Below are 18,983 nucleotides of genomic sequence, written 5' to 3'. Positions count from 1 at the left end.
GACATTACTGAGTTTTTTTATGTCTTACATAAGGCTAGCTATTCAGTTGATATTTTTACTTGGTAAGGGCTGCTAGCCTATCAAATGGTGTCCAATACTGACGATTATGAAAGTCGGGTGGAGCGGCATGTTTGGGTGCAAAATATAAAACCGTAGCGTCAAATGACAAAATGACGCAAGGATGTATGTAGTCGAGAACGCGGTCATAACCGGAATCACAAGTAGCGTCATCATACCATTGACTCAAAGGTATTCTAAAACGGCGCTCATACTGATAAAGCTGAGAAGCTGACGTTTGAGACGCAGTTTGCAGCTTTGAGATATTATTCCAATCAATAAAAGCGTGTGTCTGTCTATCAGCTTGTAAGACAGGTTTTGGCGGTAGTGTCGCAGGATTGCGATAGCTATCAAACTCATAAAGCGCATACTGACCGTCAGGACTGGCATTGATCTCAATATAGGACGTTGTCTTATTGGTGGTTCTATCATTATGATCTAGCAGACTGTCATTATGTATCGAATAGTTTTTACCGATTAAGCGGCCTGCTAAAAAGCACTCCAGACAAGTTTGCTCCCACAGATAATCATTAAAGCCGACCTTATTTGATTGCCACTTCGGCCAAGTTAATTGAGTAGCTAGGCACTTAAGAGGTAACGTCACACGATACGCTAGCTGCAAGTAAGCTTCCGGCTGCGCTATAAGCGTTGCGCTTACCTGTACACTAATATCCTGTAAAGCTTCTACCGTCACGCCAAGTTGCTGCGCGTCATCTGCTAAGGTTTCAGTCGCTACGTATAAATCAAAAATTTGGCTCATAGTCTCATTACCTCAAAAATCATTAGTATCATAAAATATGATATATCTGATAACGAATATCGCATGTTAAATAATGAACTATAAATGACATAAAAGCCGCGAGCAAAAAATTGCATCGCGGCTTTTATTATTTACCGTCATCATCTGTCTAAAAATAAATCAGCAGGCTATCTTAAGCAAGTTTATATTCAACAGACATTAAAGTAATGACGTATTACGCATTACGGGCAAGATTTGAAAGCTTAGGATTGGCATTTGGGTTTTTACGTAGCAATAGCGCCATACGACCAATTGAGTGAATCAAAGTTGCCTTCGCAGTAGCAGCAAGCTCAGCGCCGATCACATCACGCTCTTCCTTGGTACCAGCAGGCAATTTTATTTTGATGAGTTCATGATCTGATAAAGCGCGATCAATCTCTTCAGTGATGCTTGGCGTGACGCCTTTATTGCCAATCATAACGATCGGTTTAAGATCATGACCAATGCCTTTTAGGCGTTTGATGGTTGCGTTATCAAGTTGCATAGAATTCCTAGGGGTTGATAAAAATAAAAGATAATAAGATTGAGAGCAATTAATGACCATTATAATTAATCTATGATCATCTTGCATGAGATCAGCGGGATTTTTCACGATTTTACGTGATGAAAATGTTAAACTGCAGTTATGGGTACATTATAAACGCTATGCTCTTATAAAGCAGTGTTTTCACTAAGAAAATTTATCGGTTTAACTTTTTGAAGTTGATAAATAGCTCAATAATATTAAAAATCATGGCTAAAAGTATTTTTGATGGCATGGTGACATAAGGCAAAAAAGTCTATTCAGACGTTATTTAATAAACATATATGCGCGTATAGAAAAGCACGTTATAGGAGCAAGAATTTTGGCCACACGTATTGAAAACAAAAAGTTGTCAAAAAGCAGTAGTGCTTGGATGAAAGAGCATATTGATGATCATTATGTGCAAAAGGCCCAAAAAGATGGCTACCGTGCCCGCGCTGCCTATAAATTATTAGAAATAAATGAAAAAACCAATCTGATAAAAAAAGGCATGACAGTCGTCGATTTGGGCAGTGCCCCTGGCAGCTGGTCTCAAGTCGCTGGTCAGCTGGTCGGTGAAAAAGGTATTTTGATTGCCTCTGATATTTTGCCAATGGATACCTTGCCAGACGTTACTTTTATTCAAGGTGACTTTCGCGAGCCAGAAGTTTTTGACCATATAATGGCTGAGGTTGGTGATAGACAAGTCGATGTGGTGCTGTCTGATATGGCGCCCAATACGGCGGGTAATAGTGCTATTGACCAGCCGCGTATGATGTACTTATGTGAGCTTGCAGTCGATTTCGCGTTGGCAACCTTACCAGAAGGTGGCGCGCTTATTATGAAAGTGTTTCAAGGCGAGGGTACACAAGAATTACGCAAGCAGATGCAGGCGGATTTTAGTAAAATCCGTAGTATTAAGCCTGGCGCTTCTAGACCGCGCTCAAAAGAGATGTTTTGGATTGCGATTAAGTAATCTGACATAAAATTCTCACATCAAAATTAGCAAGTTAAAATCATTGCATGAAAACTGCTACAATCGTTAACTGAATAAATGTGAATGCTGCTTGAATTATTCAGGTTAATACCACATATCATGATATATTAACTTTGTTTGAAATTAATTCTTAAGTATTTTTCTAAGTGCTTATATGATATTTTTAGCAAAGTCGTCTGACAGTAAGCGCCTTATAAACTCAGTTATTTATCGTTATTGCGCGGCTTATTTCTCCAACAAAAATATAAGGTTTTTTTATACCCTGTATTTGGAATGAGAAATGATAATTCGTCAGTAAACCTTGAATAGCGAGACATACGTTTATATATAGACGTCACGTGTTTAGTAAACACACCAATAAGTATGGGATGGGAATAACTAGTGAGCGACATGGTAAAAAATACCTTATTGTGGCTGGTGGTAATCGGCGTTTTAGTGCTGGTGTTTAGCGGCTTTGATAAATCATCTGAGCCCGATAACCTTAACTACTCTGAATTTGTGACCGCAGTGTCAGAAAATCAAGTAGCCAGTGTTGAGATCGATGGCGAGCAAATCACCGGCGAAAAGAAAAATGGTTCTGAATTTGAAACCATTCGTCCAGCTGTGATGGATGACGAGCTGATGCCATTGCTACGTGAAAATAAAGTTGAAGTCCAAGGCACTGCACCGAAGCGCCAAAGCGTATTGATGCAATTGCTGATAGCCAGTTTCCCAATTTTGCTGATTATTGGTCTGTTTTTATTTTTTATGCGTAACATGCAAGGTGGTGCTGGCGGCAAAGGCGGCGGACCGATGAGCTTCGGTAAATCAAAAGCCAAAATGCTAACGGAAGACCAAATCAAAGTAAATTTTGAAGATGTTGCCGGTTGTGAAGAAGCCAAAGAAGAAGTGGTTGAAGTCGTCGAGTTCTTACGTGACCCTGATAAATTTACCAAGCTTGGTGCGACGATTCCACGTGGTATTTTGATGGTTGGTCCTCCGGGTACGGGTAAAACGCTATTGGCTAGAGCCATTGCGGGTGAAGCTAAGGTACCTTTCTTCTCAATTTCAGGTTCTGATTTTGTTGAGATGTTTGTGGGTGTTGGTGCGTCACGTGTCCGTGATATGTTCGAACAAGCGAAAAAAAGCGCTCCTTGTATCATCTTTATCGATGAGATTGACGCTGTCGGTCGTCATCGTGGCTCAGGTATGGGCGGCGGTAACGATGAGCGTGAGCAAACATTGAACCAATTGTTGGTTGAGATGGATGGTTTTGAGGGCAATGAAGGCGTCATCGTCATTGCTGCCACCAACCGTGCAGACGTTCTTGATAAAGCACTATTGCGTCCGGGTCGTTTTGACCGTCAGGTTCAAGTTGGCTTGCCAGACATCAAAGGTCGTGAGCAAATTCTTAAAGTGCATTTGAAAAAACTGCCTAATACTATTGGTGTTGACGCTCATGCCTTAGCTCGTGGTACGCCAGGATTTAGTGGTGCGCAGCTTGCTAACCTTGTTAATGAAGCAGCATTGTTTGCTGCTCGTCGTAACAAGCGCAGCGTTGATATGAATGATTTTGAAGACGCAAAAGATAAGCTCTATATGGGTCCTGAGCGTAAATCAATGGTCATACGTGAAGAAGAGCGCCGCGCTACTGCTTATCATGAAGCAGGCCATGCGCTAGTCGCTGAACTGCTACCGGGTACTGATCCTGTCCATAAAGTCACTATTATGCCGCGCGGATTTGCGCTTGGCGTCACTTGGCAGTTGCCTGAACATGATCAAATCAGTCTATATAAGTCAAAAATGCTGAGTGATATTGCGATTTTATTTGGTGGCCGTATTGCTGAAGAAGTATTTATCCATCAGCAATCAACTGGTGCCTCTAACGACTTTGAGCGCGCAACCAAAATGGCGCGTGCCATGGTGACTAAATACGGTATGTCTGACGCGCTTGGTATCATGGTCTATGAAGATGATGACAGCTCGCAAGGTTATTTTGGTGGCGGCAGCCGTACCATATCAGAAGCTACTCAGCAAAAGGTGGATGAAGAAGTACGCCGTATGCTAGAGGAGCAATATGATATTGCTCGTGAATTGATTGAAGGCAATCAAGAAAAAATGCATGCTATGGTTGACGCTTTGATGAAATGGGAAACTATTGACCGTGATCAATTGCAAGCTATCTTAGCCGGTGAACAGCCTCGTCCACCAAGAGTTTATCAGCATCACGAAGTAAACTTATCAAAGGATGATGTAAAAACAACCGGAGTAACCCCTCCGCCATTACCAGCGATGTAATAGTTGCTATCAAGTTTTGAATAAAAAAAGCCCTTTTAATAAAGGGCTTTTTTGTTGCTACCAATTCAGAATGGCATTAGATTTACTGGTATTATAAGCACTATATATTAGTGCTAAAATAACTTTTATAAATTTAAATTATTATGGATAAGTTATGTCATTATTCCAACCTTTACCTGCTTATACCATAACCAGTCGTGATAAGGTTTTAGATTTATCCCAGCCTCATATCATGGGTATTTTAAATGTTACTCCAGATTCGTTCTCAGATGGTGGGCAGTTTAATGCAGTTGATAAGGCAATATCGCATTGTAAGGAGATGATGGCAGCAGGTGCCACCATCATCGATATTGGCGGCGAGTCTACCCGTCCAAACGCTGAAGTGGTGGCGACTTCTGATGAGATACAGCGTGTCGTGCCAGTCGTGACAGCGATTAGACAGCAGTTAGGTAATGACATATGGCTATCCATTGATACCAGTAGCCCTGAGGTCATACAGGCAGCTTTTGAAGCAGGAACGGATATTTGGAATGATGTACGGGCACTCAAGCGTGAGGGCGCTGCGCTGATGGCAGCTCAGCTTAATATTCCTGTTATGCTAATGCATATGCGCGGTGAGCCAACGACGATGAACAATTTAGCACAGTATGATGATGTGATTAGTGAAGTCATGACAGAGCTAAAAGTACGTATTAATGAAGTGATAAGCGTCGGCGTCAAGCGGGAGAATATCATTATTGACCCCGGTTTTGGTTTTGCTAAAAATTATGAGCATCACTGTGCATTATTGAGTGAGCTTAAAAGCTTACAAACACTCGGACTACCAATGATGTTTGGTATTTCACGCAAGCGGTTTTTGGCAGAAGTGCTGACCAAAACAGGTCTACAAGCGCTTGCTACCACCCAACCGCTTGAGCGTGATACCGTGGGTACTGCTGCTGCTCTTTTTGCATTGCAGCAGGGGGCAAGTATCATTCGTACCCATAATGTCGCTATGATGCAGCAAGCCGTGGCATTATGGAGCCAGCTATCTGCATATGATAAACGCTAATCGCTGTAGTTATGGCTGTGATTAAGTGCTTATGATCAAAAATAGATTTATCGATGATAATAATTCCTAACAATACAAATGCGACACTTTGATATTTATTTAGCGTTGCACTTCATGTGTTAATCTAAGATACCTTTTAAACGGATGAGAATAACTTTATGACAATTAATAATCAGCCAGAGCCTACTAATGAGCAGCGCCGCATTATTTATCAAGCACGCCGTGGTCTTAAAGAATTGGATTTTTATTTTGAACCCTACATTAAAGAGCTTTATTTGACGGCTGAAGCTGCCGAACAAGAAAGCTTCGCGCAAATGCTGACTCATGAAGACCCTGATTTATTAGATTATTTTACCAATCAAAGCCGTCCAGAAGATGATGCAATGTGGGCGCTGGTCAATAAGATTAAGACGTGGCGTCATAGTAAAAGTTTGAGTTAATTGTTTAAATGGCTTAACTTTATTTTTTGATTGTTATAGTAGTATTGAATCTTCTTTAATAATCAGACACATGCCTTGGTAGCTCACTATGACAGCATTAACCTCGCTACGTATCGATACTGCTATCAAACCTATAAGCTATTTATATCTGCTGTTTTCTATCGCTATAGCCAGTATCCTGATTGTATTGGCGGCGCTTGCTTCATTAGCATTATGGCAGTATATCCTTATACTCATCATCAGCGCTGTAGTCATTGGCTATTTAGCATTATCACGACCCATATTATTGCATCTAAGCCAGCCGCCACTTGATAAGAGCCTTTATCAAGATTGGCAGCTATTGATACGTACGAGTCGCGGGGATGCCTTATGGCAAGCAAAGCTTAATACAGTCAGCCAATCTCGTTGGGTCATATGTTTTGATTTTAATATCATAGAGCCTTATCAACGCCGGTTTTCTGTGGCTATATTTCGTGATCAGGTCAGCCCTGAGCAATGGCGCGAGTTAACCATCTTGGCAAATATGATTGCTAGCAAAATCGTTTAATTGAGCTTTGATTTCATTGTAGATGCTTATCTGCTTTATCTTGTTATTCTAAATTATCTACTACATCTCATAACAAAATGCCTATCTAGAGAGACAAATAGATTTGCTATATTGGAATTTATATTTAAAGGTCGATCTATTTAACAAGTGAGATGGCAGTCATTATTTTGCTATATCAAAGTTTGTATCGACGAATTTTATTATAATAAAAAGGATAAGATAATGAGTTTACTAGGGAATTTAGTGAGTCAAGTGGCACGCAGTGCAATGGATCCAGAGGATGCACAGCGTAACCCAGTCAATCAAGGTATCAATCCACGTCGTACTGGCGGACTTGGTGATATTTTAGCTAGTGTACTTGGTGGTCAAACGACGAGAGGCGGCTTCGGTGGTAAAGGTATGCTTATCGCTGCACTTATGCCTATGGTACTGAGCTGGATAAAGCGCAATGGTGGATTAAGTGGGGCTTTATCGAAAATTACAGATATGGGTTATGAAAAGCAAGCGCGCTCTTGGTTAAGTAATAATGAGCTCAATGATAATCTTGATCCGAATGATATTAATCGTTTGTTTAATGATAGTGAAATTCAGCAAGTCGCTGCCCATACAGGCGCCAATGAGATAGAGGTTCGCCAAGGGTTGGCTGAATTGTTACCTGAAGTGGTGAATCAGTTGACGCCAAACGGTAATTTAGATAACGAACCAGAAGCCAATGAAGAGATTGATCAAATTATTAGTCAGCTATCAAGCCGTCTAGGGGCGTTAAAATAGTTAGGTTTTTTTTATATCTAAAATATAATAGTGAGCTGTATAGGTTGACATTGATAAGTTATAATTCTCTAAAAACGCTCGTCTAAAGTATCTAATGTATAGTTTAATGCCGCAAAGCAGATATCGATATTAAAGCCGCGATACTGTAAAAAACGTAGCTGCCTTGCTTTATCTTTTTGTTCGACAGGTACGCTATCGCCGTATTTTCTAGTACGCGCGCTCACTGCTAACTTGAGCCAGTCTATACCTTCGACCAAATTATCTGCGCTATCATCAATAAATTCACTAAACTCATCAGACTCGGCGTTTGCCATATCGATAAGCTCATCGATATTATCGGGCGTAGACATCTTTTTGCGATAGAATTCTTGCTTGATACGACCTTTACCGCGTCCTTTTCTAATATTTTCTCGAATCAGCATCAGGGTAGTGCGGTAATCACTTTGATAGCCTTTTTCTTCGAATTCGTCGAGTAAGGCATCAATTTTTTCCGCCTCTTGCTCTTTATCTAACAATTTTTGCTTCAGCTCAGCCTTGCCATACTCTCGACGTGATAAATAATAAAACGCCAACCAACGCAAACGGCTTTCTGCTTTGATGGCATCAACCTCTGCTTGACGCTGCTCAGGCGTGCGCAAATAAGCTTTTAGAGCGGCTGGTAGGTTATCGATTTGGCTGTTTTGGTTGTCTGCCTCACTATCATGAGCAGCTACCGATTCAAATGCTTCTGAGTTTATTAAGCATGAGTCAACGCCAGTCTCATTAATAGAGACACTATCTTTTTCATTGTCATGAACCGCATGTTTAACTTCAGCCAGCATCTCTTTGATACTTTGCGCAGCAGGTGGCTGATAAGCAGGTGCGCTATTAGGCTCAGCGTGGAAAGTAGCAGCTGGATGAAAGCGTTTTTTACGTTTTTTGGATTTGGGCAAAGGATTTAAGGCAGAGAAGGGTGCATTAGTCGAATCTGCCGTAAAAGTAGTATAATTATCTACTAAAAGGTTCTCATCTAAATCATGTTTATTTAAATTCTGAGAGCGCTTACCAGTTTTACTGGTGTTTTTAGGCTTGTCTTTATATGACTGCTTGGTATGCGAATGCTGAGCGATGGTTTTTTGATTGCGATGTGTATGACTCGCTGAATCGGTATCCGACTCAGCGAGTATTTCAGCCAACGTTTTAATTTTCATAAGACATCATATAGTCGGTGAAAAGTAATATCGATACAACAGGTACTACTGGTGCAAATTTTTCTTGCTTGCTGTTCCTACGCAGACAGAGGCTGCAAAAAATTTACACCAGCAATACGGTAGCGACTTTAAAGTATTTCAACTATAGTTGCTGATAACGGTTTGAAAAATAAACCGTTATTGTACAGGTTCAGAGGCTAGTTCTTCATTAGTCTCAGCCACGACCGCTGCTTTGCTATCATCCTTTACGCCAAGCTTTTCAGCACGGATTTTGGCTTCTATCTCTTCAGCAATAGCAGGGTTCTCTTTTAAGAACAGTACAGAATTGGCTTTGCCTTGACCGATTTTTTCATCACCATAGCTGTACCAAGAACCCGCTTTACCAACCGCACCAATCTCAACACCTAAATCAATCACTTCGGCTAAGTGATTGGTACCTTCACCGTAAGTAATCTCAAACTCAGCTTGACGAAATGGTGGTGCCATTTTATTTTTGATGACTTTAACGCGAGTTTGGTTACCGATGATTTCATCACCATTCTTCACCGCACCAATACGGCGAATATCCATACGCACAGAGGCATAGAATTTAAGCGCATTACCACCGGTTGTGGTCTCAGGGCTACCAAACATAACGCCAATTTTCATACGAATTTGGTTAATAAATAACACCATACAGTTTGAGCGCTTGGCGTTACCAGTAATTTTACGTAAGGCTTGGCTCATCAGACGTGCTTGCAGACCCATATGTGAATCGCCCATCTCGCCTTCAATCTCTGCACGTGGTGTCAAAGCGGCAACCGAGTCAATAACGATCATATCGATCGCCCCTGAACGTACCAACATATCAGTAATTTCAAGCGCTTGCTCTCCATTATCAGGCTGTGAGAGTAGTAAATCATCCGTATTGACGCCAAGCTTGCGTGCATATACTGGATCTAGTGCGTGCTCAGCATCGATAAAGGCACAAACACCGCCTTGCTTTTGGCACTCTGCAATCGCCTGTAAGGTCATCGTCGTTTTACCTGAGCTTTCAGGGCCGTAAATTTCAACGATACGACCTTTTGGCAGACCACCAATCCCTAGAGCAATATCTAAACCTAATGAGCCAGTAGAGACCACATCGACATCAAGTGCTGCTGAGTCATCACCCAAATGCATGATGGTATTTTTACCAAATTGCTTTTCGATTTGAGCGAGCGCAGCTTTAAGGGCTTTGGCTTTATTGTCGTCCATACAGGACTCCTTGTGATTAATCATTCATTTATAAGAATAGGTATTGTCGCTATAAAAAACGGCTTGTTAAAGGCTATTAACGATAATATCATCATACATAAGAGTGCTTTTTAAACAAGATTGAGATGGATAGTAATATAAGGTTGGTAGACAGTAATAGCGAACATATCAGGCTACTATACAGTAAAATCAAATAATAATAAAAGCAAAAAAAAGTTCATAATTTTTAAGAAGGCTCATAGTGACTATGGCATCATTCATTCACTTCCTATTTATTTCAAACTCTATATCACTGTTTATTAGATAAGGTAATTATAACAAAATCCAAGGTCAATATTGACCATCATTACACACTAGGCGACAGTCAATGTCGTCTAGTATAAAGGTGAAGTTTGTTTAGAGTGAAATACGTTTAATTTATTATTCGGACCTGAGAATGGTGTTGTTTGTCAATAGGTTCAGGAGTTGTCCACAATAAATAAATATATTTTATTTAGCCAGTGTGAAACATTAGATGGGATAAAATCAATATTAAAAATATTAAAAATAAATTATTTTGCTTTTAAATTACAGTTAACGCATTGATTTTAATAATTTTTTAAATTGTACAAAAAATGAACGATTTTACCTAAGCCTTTAAGCTATCTAGGGAAATGCTTGTCAAGTAGCGACTTATACACAGGGTTATCCACAGCTTATGGGGAGAACTCACCAAGCCCTTATAGTACCAAGGTTTACGCAGATAAGAGATACCCTAGAAACTAAGAATTTTAGCTATTTCTGATTTTGCAAATTTAAATTTAAGGGTTATCGGGTTTTTAATGCCTATGTTTCACATCAAGCTAAATAAATTATTTTTTGATATAAATGCTTTTAATTCTTCAGAGTCGTTACTAGAGCAGGTTCTATGAGTGCTCAAACCTTATAAACTAAGGGCTTGAAATCGCATAGCCATAAAAAAGCAGTTAAAGTGCTTATAAAAATCTATAAGTACTTTAACTGCTATAGGATACGCTATCAAGGTAAAGCGAAAGACATTAGTCCTTTAGGTAGATTAAATCCCAAACCCCATGTCCACGCTCTAGACCGCGGCGCTCAAACTTAGTCATTGGACGAAAGTCAGGGCGGTCAGTGAAGTTGCCAGCACCTGCTTGGTTGCTTAAGCCTGCAAAACCATCCAAAACTTCTACCATCCAAAAGGCATAATGTTCCCAGTCAGTCGCCGTATGGAACCACCCACCTTGTTTTAGGCTACGGGTAACGATTGCCATACGCTCAGCACTGACAAAACGACGTTTGTAGTGGCGCTTTTTTTGCCATGGGTCAGGGAAGTAGAGCTGGATACGGTCGATATGGTTTTCTGGTAACTGTTTTAGCAGTTGAATGGCATCGCCATTGATGATTTTGATATTACTCAAATTTTGAGTACCTGCCATGTAAGCGCATTTACCGATACCCGGCTCATGGACTTCAACACCAACAAAATTGCGACTCGGCTCGGCTGCTGCCATCTCGATGAACGAGTCACCAAGTCCAAAGCCAATCTCCAAGGTTAAAGGCGCATCACTACCGTTTGGTAAGTCAGCAAATAGTGCACGCAAATCGTCAATACCATCAAGGTTGCCATCACCAAAACTGTTATTGACCAAATAATGCGCAAACTCAGGCGCAGTCAATGCCAGCTCGGCATTCTTATTCATGTGTGTACGTCGTTTCATAAAGGTATTAACGATACGAATATGCTTACTGTCGTCAGGCATAGCTTCCTTGTCGATGACCGCATTGGCATCTAAAGATGTTTGATCATCGGTAAGGTGGTTGGCATCGATGCTGCTATTGATATCAGGATGTTGACTCATAGGATTAACAAGGCTTAATAAATGGGTGGTGTGTGCTTATTATAAGTGAAATCTATACGGCTGTGAATGAACAATACTTTTTTAATAATTCTAGCGTGTTAATAAGTTTAATGGTGGAGTTTTTATGTCGTTTCGCTGTCCTATTTGGGGCTGTTAGCGTTATCATATAATCAGGATAGCTAAGTTAAATATTTTCTTAATCGCATGTAAGGCTCATCATCATGTTATTTATTGAGACGGATTCGCCGCCCCCTTTTTATCAAGAAAAACTGAGCCCTGCCAGACGCACGCAGTTGGATAAATGGTTTATCGGCCATCGTAGCCAGCGCTACTATCTGAAACGTTTTGAGCAATTTGATGAGCAAGGCTATCTGTCGCCAAAATGGCATTGGGCAGCATTTTTTGTGACCTTTCCATGGCTGCTCTATCGTAAGCGTTATATGGATGCACTCGTCTACAGCGTGGCAGGATGGTCTTTTATTCAGCTTAATGTCGCGCTGGTCTTGGTAGCGGTTGAATTCTTAGCAATGCCTTATATTGACCATGCTTATCAGATGCTGATACGCGTTGGTATTGCCGCGCTGATTTGGTTGTTTTGGTCTTTTATGGTAGCACGCTGGACGGACGCTTATTACTACCGGATGGCGCGGCGTGAGATTGCCGACGCGATTAATGACTATCCACAAGATGAGCGCTTGCAACAAACGCATTTGCGCCAAGAGGGTGGGGTGAGCTTATTTGGGTTGGGGTGGGGTTTTGCATTTTTTGCCTTTACATTAATGGTAATCAAAGTGCAGTTTTTACCCATTATTGCCAAACCAAAAGAAAATGAGGTACTGTTTGATGCTTATGATACCGTCAAAACCACGCAAAACCATGTGGCGCTAGCGTATCGGCAGACAGGACAATGTCCGCTGGTCCTGCCTGTCGATAGCGGCACTGAACAAGTGCGTATTGAGATCGATCGTAGCGCAGCTGGTGTTGCAGAAACCGATTGCGCAGTGATTGCGACCATTCAAAATGTTAAGTTCCCTATACGCTACCTCAATGCTCAAACACTGGTCTTTTATCATCTGCCAAACAGTGATGATTGGAACTGCATAAGCTCACTCAATAAAAAACAAGCACCGGAAAATTGTAGCCCTAATTAGGTGGCTACAAGGATTAAGAATTCATTCTGACCAGGGTTTTTACAATATAGTCGGTGAAAAGTAATATCGATACAACACCTACTACTGGTGCAAATTTTTCTTGCTTGCTGTGCCTACGCAGACAGAGGCTGCAAAAAATTTACACCAGCAATACGGTAGCGACTTTAAAGTATTTCAACGATAGATACATTAATGTTTAGACTCAGTCGTACTATTATTTTCATCATCGACTGGTATGGCTTGACTTTTTAGCACTTCATAAAAATCGCTCAAGTCCATTTTACGAGCTTTGCCAATATCTTCATCAAATAAGCTTTCAAGCTCTGCCATTGCTGATTGAGCCGATTCAATCATACTGGCCTCATCATCATAAATGGCTTGTTGGCGTTCAATCAAATCATCATCGTAATCACGGAAGGTTTGTACCGTTTCACGTGCTTTTTCTGCTGAGATACCGAGCAGTTGTAACGATTCCCGCGACATATCTAGCGATGACAAATAGGTCTCACGCCAAATGTGACGAACCCCAACCTCACGTAATCGGTAGTAATGCTGACGATCACGTGCCCGTGCCAAGATAATCAAATCTGGATAGTTTTTACGTAAATACTGAGCCGTGGTGATAGAGCGTTCTAAATCATCGATGGCAAGGATAAAGATCCGTGCTTTTTTGATACCTGCTGCACGTAGGATTTCAGGGTTTTTTGGATCACCATAATAGACTTGGTTACCGAATTTACGGACAAAGTCAACGCGGTTTGCTGAGCGTTCAATCGCGGTAAACTCAATATTATGCATACGTAGCACACGACCGATAATCTGACCGACTCGCCCAAAGCCAGCAATAATCACCTGATGCTCGTGGTCTGGAATCGTATCGTATTCGCGACTTGGTTTGCTTTTGGCAAATAATGGCTCGCCGACTTTTTCTAACAATAAGAACGCCAAAGGAGTGAGTGCCATAGAGATGGTGACGATCAGGTTTAGCGTATTGGCAAGTTCAGGTTGTAAGACATTTTGGGCGCTTGCCACACTGAACAAGACAAAAGCAAACTCACCACCTTGGGCCAGTGTCACTCCCAACCTGATACTGGTCGGCCAACGATTACCAAAGAGTTTTGCAATCGCTGTAATTACCCCGAACTTGATAAACATCAATGCCATCGCACAGCCGATGATAAAGATGGGCTTTGCTAATATCAAATTCACATCGGTCAGCATACCGACCGACATAAAAAACAGACCTAAAAGTAGCCCTTTAAAAGGCTCAATACTGGCTTCAAGCTCATGGCGATATTCAGAATCCGCCAACAATACGCCGGTTAAAAATGCACCCAACGCCATTGAAAGACCGATTTGACCCATCAAAATCGACACGCCCATCACGATAAATAGCGCCACTGCCGTTAGTAATTCGGACGCGCCACTTGAGGCGACAAATTTAAAAAATGGACGAACGACATAGCGACTGGCAAAAATAAGCCCAGCAAAAACCGCAAAAACTTTACCAAAATAAATCAAATCATAGCTTTGTTCACGCACCCCTGATAAAAATGGAATGACCGCTAATAAAGGGATAACCGCAATGTCTTGGAATAATAAAATCGTAAAGGCTTCGCGGCCATGAGTGCTCGACAGCTGCTGTTTTTCAGTCAGGATTTGCAGAACAAAGGCAGTGGATGAGAGCGCAAGACCGAAGCCAACGATAAAAGCGGTATCGAGCTGCAAGCCAAAAATCTGATGTAACAGCCCCATCAATAAGACACCAGTCAGACCAACTTGCAAACCGCCAAGGACGAATATTGAGCGCCTGAGTGCCCAGAGCCTTGATGGCTGCAGCTCAAGCCCGATAATGAATAGCAGCATCACCACGCCAAACTCAGAAAAATGCAATAAGCTCTCAGCATCGCCTGCCACGTCCAGCACACTTGGACCCAGTATCAATCCTGTGATGAGATAACCTAAAACCGTCGCAATACCAAAACGTTTACCAAGGGGTACAAAGAGCAGGGCTGCTCCCAAGAAAATTGTCGCTTGTAACATCAAATTTGGTGAGCCGGCGGCGGCAGCGAACATCTGGAATCCTTAGCAATGATAATAAATGGGCAGTACAACAGCAGTATTAAAAATACAAAACAATTTCATAATGATTATTTTTTACGATAAATCTTCCATATGCCATTATCTGCCAGCGGATTGTTATAAGCATCGTTACGGCGCTTACGCGGTGTCTGCCGACTGTCTACGATTTTAAAATCGGGTAGGGCGTGAACGATGAGACCAGTGCGATAAAATCGTATCCGTTCAGGCTCCAGCATCTCACCCTTATTATTTCGGCAAAATACATAAGCACGCAAATCAATAAACTCACGGTGAGCGACCAAACGCGTGTCCTCATCATTATCAAATGCGGCTGTCATACGTGCAATGTCATCAGCACTATAATCGCCGCATTTATCCGTAAGTGCACCGACCGAGCCGAAGCTTTTGGATTCTTTGGCGCGGGTTTTGGTCAGATGTAGGCGCTGCACATGATAGATAAACTGCGGTATCTCAAGGCTGGCAGGCAGTGGCAAATAGTCAGGCGGTAGATTGGCAGCAGGATAAAAAGCCATGGCGCGCTCAAGTAAATTGTGCCAACGTTGCTGATAGGCTTGGACTTCTGCTAAGTTACCTTCATAAATAGGCATGTCACGAATTTGACGTAAAATATCAGGCGGAAACTGCGCCTCTCGAAAGCTAGCAATATCTTCTTGCAGCGTCGATAATAAAACTTTGGCGTGTTTTTTGCCGTCCTTTGAAATCGGGTCATCGATATAGCTTGGGGCGACAAATGGCGCCGAGCGTCTAGACATAGCAGAAGGTCATCCATTAGTGATAAATTGGGCGTTTCAGTTTTTAGTATACAGAATTTATATTAAAAATATGACAGCGAGGCTAAATTTATCATTATTTTTAACATGCAATTACATTGATAAAAATCAGTGTGACATAAATTTATTAAGGGTAAAGGTATTTGATGTATAGTCGGTGAAAAGTAATATCGATACAACAGGTACTACTGGTGCAAATTTTTCTTGCTTGCTGTGCCTACGCAGACAGAGGCTGCAAAAAATTTACACCAGTAGTACTGTAGCGACTTTAAAGTATTTCAACTACCAGCCGACAGGATCGATGTCTAAAGTAAGTTTTAGATACTTAGCGCTTGGCAGTGCAAGCACAGGTTGCCACCACTGGCTGAGTACATGGTGCAATTGTCGTCGATCTTTGGCTAAAAGCAACAGCTGCGAATGATAGCGGCTGTTCTTTTTACTCATGGGTGCATCGATAGGACCAAGAATGGCCAGATTATGTCCATTCGGTAAATTAGCAATGGCATCTTTGAGCACTTGCGTAGTGGCGGCGAGGGTTTTACCTTCACAGCGTATCAGCGCCGCGTGGCTATGCGGCGGCAGTCCCATCATTTTACGCTCTTGCAGTAGTTCGCGAGCAAATGACAAGTAACCATCTTTCACCAATTTTAATAATAACGAATTGTCTGGTTGTAACGTTTGAATCAATACCCGTCCGGCTTTATCACCGCGTCCTGCACGCCCTGCTACTTGAATCATCAGTTGCGCGGTATGCTCTGGCGAGCGAAAGTCTGCGGACAAAAAACCGCGATCAGCATTGGGTAAGCACACGAGCGTGACATTGGGAAAATGATGACCTTTGGCAACCATTTGCGTACCGACCAATATGGCAGGTTTGCCTTCATTGATACGCTGATAGATATTTTCCCAGCTGTCTTTACGCCTTGTGGTATCACGATCGATCTGAATAATGGGATAAAGCGCTTTACTGGTTTGTGGATTAGCAAAGATAGCATGCAAATTTTCGCTTAGCCTTGTTGTTCCCATACCTTTGGTATCTAGGTTTTGGCTCGCGCAATCAGGGCACACAGTAGGAATATAGGCTTGCCAGTCGCAATGATGGCATTTTAAATAAGAGTTGCTTGAATAATTGCTACGCTGGGCTTGGCTATTATAATGAACCGTTAAATGCGCATCACAACGCGGACAATCTGCTTGCCAACCACAAGCCTCGCATAATAAAACAGGCGCATAGCCGCGACGGTTTAAGAAGATTAATACCTGATCGCCAGCCTCTAGCGTTTGCTGTATCGCACCGATTAATACATCCGTCAGTCCAGTATCATAGCGCGCGCCATCATCTTGCGTTTGCTGATGGGTGCTTTGCAGGCGTGCATCAATGAGCTGCATGGGCGCAGGCTTAGCATTGCCAGGACGTGTCAGTAATAGGTACTCTACTAATTTTCCCTCATCGACCAATTTTAGATATTCAAGAGAAGGGGTAGCCGTACCAAGTACGACGGGTATCTTGGCTTGTAGTCCGCGATATAGTGCGACATCAGCGGCATGATAACGTAGTGTATCCTGCTGTTTATAGGAGCCATCATGCGCTTCATCAACGACGATAAGCCCTAAATCTGCAAACGGATATAGTACTGCTGAGCGCGTACCGATGATGATTTGTGCATGACCGGTACGACAATCTTGCCATCCTTGTAGGCGGTGGGTGTTATTGATACCTGAATGTAGCAAGACGATATGCGCAGCAAAGCGACTGGCAAAACGTGCGCGCGTCTGCGGTGTTAGTCCAATCTCAGGCACTAAAATTAAAACTTGCTTGCCAGCCTCTAATACTGCCTGCATAGCTTGTAGATAGACTTCAGTCTTGCCACTACCCGTAATACCATTTAATAAAAAGCCTGTGTAGCGTTTGGCTTCATGCGCAGCAACAATCGCTGTAACAGCAATCTGTTGTTCATCATTGAGATCAAGCGGCATTTTTGCCAATTTGACAGGAGCGGCTGCTTGTTTTGGTTGAATATAGCGCTCAATAAGACCTTTGTCTTCCAGCGTTTTTAGAAAAGATCGCTCCATACCTTCTAATAATAGTACATCTTCACTAGCGCCACGCTCGCCATATAGCTTTAGCATATCAAACTGCTGCTTTTGTTTTTTGGCGTTGGCACGAAAATCATCGTCAGTGATATGCGGTAAAATTCGCCAATGAGTAATGAGTAAATCTAGCGGTCTACCTTGACGAACCAACGTGGGCAAGATGACTGCCAATACCTCACCAAGCGGATAATGATAATAACGAGCAAGCCAATAGGCGAGTTTCAACATGCTGTCATCTAAAATCGGCTCAGCATCTAAGCACTTATTAAGGGGTTTAAGCTTATGAAGTGGTACGCTGCTGTCCGCTTGAGCAATATGAGTAACTACGATACCAATTAAGGTCTGACGACCAAATGATACTTCAACACGACTGCCAATTTGCGGTATTTGTGTTGAAGTAGTATTTGGCAAAGCACTCATATCTGCCGGTAGGCTATAGTCAAACACCCGATAAAGGGGCACGGGCAGAGCAACTTGTACCAACATAAAAAGGCTTCGCAATATGATTAGGTTAATGTGAAATGAGAATAAAGAGGCAAAGACGAATAAGCTTAGCATGAGGCTAAGCTTATGGTGATTCAATATATAATATTATTATTCAAGCACTCTTGAATATCAAACTTATTCAATATATAGAATAGACTCAATCTCGACCACACCACCTTTAGGCAATGCCGCTACTTGAACGGCTGCGCGGGCAGGGTAAGGTTCAGTCAAATTAGCCATGAATACTTCGTTTAACGCTGCAAAATCATTTAAATCAGTTAACGATACATTGAATTTCACCACATCGTTTAAGCTGCCACCAGCTGCTTCACAGATAGCTTTGATGTTTTTAAATACTTGTTTTGCTTGTGCATCAAAACCCTCTTTTAGTTCCATGGTTGTAGGGTCAAAACCTAACTGACCTGAAATATAAACAGTATTGCCAACTTTTACCGCTTGCGAGTAAGTGCCAACGGCTGCAGGTGCTTTATCAGTTTGAATGGTTTGACGGGTCATAATATATCCTTATCATATTTTTATGATGTTTGATGTGCTAAAGCTATTTTCTAAAAAATTAATAGAAGTGTTTAGCACGATTGAAAATTTTCTAAATCTCGAAATGATATATGCTTTAAGAGGCATAGATTTTAACA

General features: G+C 41.8%; 16 protein-coding genes. 7 read left to right on the top strand and 9 right to left on the bottom strand.

Annotation, left to right across the window (positions count from 1 at the left end; translation table 11 throughout):
• Window positions 1–55 precede the first annotated feature (55 nt).
• Complete coding sequence (locus tag PSYC_RS09015) at window positions 56–817, bottom strand: DOMON-like domain-containing protein (RefSeq protein WP_011281002.1); 762 nt, start codon at window positions 815–817, stop codon at window positions 56–58.
• 214 nt (window positions 818–1,031) lie between these two features.
• A complete protein-coding gene (locus PSYC_RS09010; RefSeq protein WP_011281001.1) occupies window positions 1,032–1,340 on the bottom strand; it encodes a YhbY family RNA-binding protein in 309 nt (102 codons plus the stop codon).
• Between the two features lie 361 nt (window positions 1,341–1,701).
• On the opposite strand from PSYC_RS09010, the gene PSYC_RS09005 reads away from it, so the two are divergent.
• The 6 genes from PSYC_RS09005 to PSYC_RS08980 all read left to right on the top strand — a co-directional run bounded on the left by PSYC_RS09005 (window position 1,702) and on the right by PSYC_RS08980 (window position 7,441).
• Window positions 1,702–2,334 carry an RlmE family RNA methyltransferase gene (locus PSYC_RS09005; protein ID WP_011281000.1) on the top strand — a complete coding sequence of 211 codons (633 nt, stop codon included), beginning with the start codon at window positions 1,702–1,704 and terminating at the stop codon, window positions 2,332–2,334.
• Between the two features lie 402 nt (window positions 2,335–2,736).
• Window positions 2,737–4,632: an ATP-dependent zinc metalloprotease FtsH gene (gene ftsH / locus PSYC_RS09000; RefSeq protein WP_041757759.1), complete on the top strand. Its 1,896-nt coding sequence runs from the start codon at window positions 2,737–2,739 to the stop codon at window positions 4,630–4,632.
• 154 nt (window positions 4,633–4,786) lie between these two features.
• A complete protein-coding gene (gene folP / locus PSYC_RS08995) occupies window positions 4,787–5,683 on the top strand; it encodes a dihydropteroate synthase (protein WP_011280998.1) in 897 nt (298 codons plus the stop codon).
• Window positions 5,684–5,841: 158 nt separating this feature from the next.
• A complete protein-coding gene (locus PSYC_RS08990) occupies window positions 5,842–6,123 on the top strand; it encodes a succinate dehydrogenase assembly factor 2 (RefSeq protein WP_011280997.1) in 282 nt (93 codons plus the stop codon).
• Between the two features lie 88 nt (window positions 6,124–6,211).
• Window positions 6,212–6,670, top strand: coding sequence for a hypothetical protein (locus PSYC_RS08985; RefSeq protein ID WP_011280996.1), 459 nt, complete (start codon window positions 6,212–6,214; stop codon window positions 6,668–6,670).
• A 222-nt stretch (window positions 6,671–6,892) separates the two neighbouring features.
• Window positions 6,893–7,441, top strand: coding sequence for a YidB family protein (locus PSYC_RS08980; protein WP_011280995.1), 549 nt, complete (start codon window positions 6,893–6,895; stop codon window positions 7,439–7,441).
• A 68-nt stretch (window positions 7,442–7,509) separates the two neighbouring features.
• On the opposite strand, the gene PSYC_RS08975 is transcribed toward PSYC_RS08980, so the two are convergent.
• The 3 genes from PSYC_RS08975 to trmB form a co-directional block, all read right to left on the bottom strand.
• On the bottom strand, window positions 7,510–8,631 hold the full coding sequence (locus PSYC_RS08975; protein ID WP_011280994.1) for a regulatory protein RecX: 1,122 nt from the start codon (window positions 8,629–8,631) through the stop codon (window positions 7,510–7,512).
• Window positions 8,632–8,808: 177 nt separating this feature from the next.
• Window positions 8,809–9,867 carry a recombinase RecA gene (recA, locus tag PSYC_RS08970; RefSeq protein ID WP_011280993.1) on the bottom strand — a complete coding sequence of 353 codons (1,059 nt, stop codon included), beginning with the start codon at window positions 9,865–9,867 and terminating at the stop codon, window positions 8,809–8,811.
• 1,037 nt (window positions 9,868–10,904) lie between these two features.
• On the bottom strand, window positions 10,905–11,726 hold the full coding sequence (gene trmB / locus PSYC_RS08965) for a tRNA (guanosine(46)-N7)-methyltransferase TrmB (RefSeq protein WP_011280992.1): 822 nt from the start codon (window positions 11,724–11,726) through the stop codon (window positions 10,905–10,907).
• Window positions 11,727–11,947: 221 nt separating this feature from the next.
• On the opposite strand from trmB, the gene PSYC_RS08960 reads away from it, so the two are divergent.
• On the top strand, window positions 11,948–12,877 hold the full coding sequence (locus PSYC_RS08960) for a DUF2628 domain-containing protein (RefSeq protein WP_011280991.1): 930 nt from the start codon (window positions 11,948–11,950) through the stop codon (window positions 12,875–12,877).
• 189 nt (window positions 12,878–13,066) lie between these two features.
• Here the strand turns inward: PSYC_RS08960 and PSYC_RS08955 are convergent, their stop codons facing one another.
• The 4 genes from PSYC_RS08955 to PSYC_RS08940 all read right to left on the bottom strand — a co-directional run bounded on the left by PSYC_RS08955 (window position 13,067) and on the right by PSYC_RS08940 (window position 18,846).
• Window positions 13,067–14,953 carry a monovalent cation:proton antiporter-2 (CPA2) family protein gene (locus PSYC_RS08955; protein WP_011280990.1) on the bottom strand — a complete coding sequence of 629 codons (1,887 nt, stop codon included), beginning with the start codon at window positions 14,951–14,953 and terminating at the stop codon, window positions 13,067–13,069.
• A 74-nt stretch (window positions 14,954–15,027) separates the two neighbouring features.
• The gene (locus tag PSYC_RS08950) at window positions 15,028–15,732 is read right to left on the bottom strand and encodes a hypothetical protein (protein WP_011280989.1); all 705 of its coding nucleotides are present in this window, start codon (window positions 15,730–15,732) and stop codon (window positions 15,028–15,030) included.
• Between the two features lie 300 nt (window positions 15,733–16,032).
• Window positions 16,033–18,330: a primosomal protein N' gene (locus PSYC_RS08945; RefSeq protein ID WP_227500325.1), complete on the bottom strand. Its 2,298-nt coding sequence runs from the start codon at window positions 18,328–18,330 to the stop codon at window positions 16,033–16,035.
• A 135-nt stretch (window positions 18,331–18,465) separates the two neighbouring features.
• Entirely contained in the window at window positions 18,466–18,846 is a 381-nt protein-coding gene (locus tag PSYC_RS08940) for a RidA family protein (protein ID WP_011280987.1), read from the bottom strand.
• Window positions 18,847–18,983 lie beyond the last annotated feature (137 nt).

Source organism: Psychrobacter arcticus 273-4 (assembly GCF_000012305.1).
GTDB lineage: Bacteria > Pseudomonadota > Gammaproteobacteria > Pseudomonadales > Moraxellaceae > Psychrobacter > Psychrobacter arcticus.
The sequence above is the reverse complement of the archived record's forward strand: the minus strand, read 5'-3'. Positions and strand labels throughout refer to the sequence as shown.

What these genes read in the sequence shown, in the direction of transcription:
- PSYC_RS09015 (WP_011281002.1), bottom strand. Translation starts at nt 817, where the DNA reads ATGAGCCAAATTTTTGATTTATACGTAGCGACTGAAACCTTAGCAGAT.
- PSYC_RS09010 (WP_011281001.1), bottom strand. Translation starts at nt 1,340, where the DNA reads ATGCAACTTGATAACGCAACCATCAAACGCCTAAAAGGCATTGGTCAT.
- folP (WP_011280998.1), top strand. Translation starts at nt 4,787, where the DNA reads ATGTCATTATTCCAACCTTTACCTGCTTATACCATAACCAGTCGTGAT.
- PSYC_RS08990 (WP_011280997.1), top strand. Translation starts at nt 5,842, where the DNA reads ATGACAATTAATAATCAGCCAGAGCCTACTAATGAGCAGCGCCGCATT.
- PSYC_RS08985 (WP_011280996.1), top strand. Translation starts at nt 6,212, where the DNA reads ATGACAGCATTAACCTCGCTACGTATCGATACTGCTATCAAACCTATA.
- PSYC_RS08980 (WP_011280995.1), top strand. Translation starts at nt 6,893, where the DNA reads ATGAGTTTACTAGGGAATTTAGTGAGTCAAGTGGCACGCAGTGCAATG.
- PSYC_RS08975 (WP_011280994.1), bottom strand. Translation starts at nt 8,631, where the DNA reads ATGAAAATTAAAACGTTGGCTGAAATACTCGCTGAGTCGGATACCGAT.
- recA (WP_011280993.1), bottom strand. Translation starts at nt 9,867, where the DNA reads ATGGACGACAATAAAGCCAAAGCCCTTAAAGCTGCGCTCGCTCAAATC.
- trmB (WP_011280992.1), bottom strand. Translation starts at nt 11,726, where the DNA reads ATGAGTCAACATCCTGATATCAATAGCAGCATCGATGCCAACCACCTT.
- PSYC_RS08960 (WP_011280991.1), top strand. Translation starts at nt 11,948, where the DNA reads ATGTTATTTATTGAGACGGATTCGCCGCCCCCTTTTTATCAAGAAAAA.
- PSYC_RS08955 (WP_011280990.1), bottom strand. Translation starts at nt 14,953, where the DNA reads ATGTTCGCTGCCGCCGCCGGCTCACCAAATTTGATGTTACAAGCGACA.
- PSYC_RS08950 (WP_011280989.1), bottom strand. Translation starts at nt 15,732, where the DNA reads ATGTCTAGACGCTCGGCGCCATTTGTCGCCCCAAGCTATATCGATGAC.
- PSYC_RS08945 (WP_227500325.1), bottom strand. Translation starts at nt 18,330, where the DNA reads ATGTTGGTACAAGTTGCTCTGCCCGTGCCCCTTTATCGGGTGTTTGAC.
- PSYC_RS08940 (WP_011280987.1), bottom strand. Translation starts at nt 18,846, where the DNA reads ATGACCCGTCAAACCATTCAAACTGATAAAGCACCTGCAGCCGTTGGC.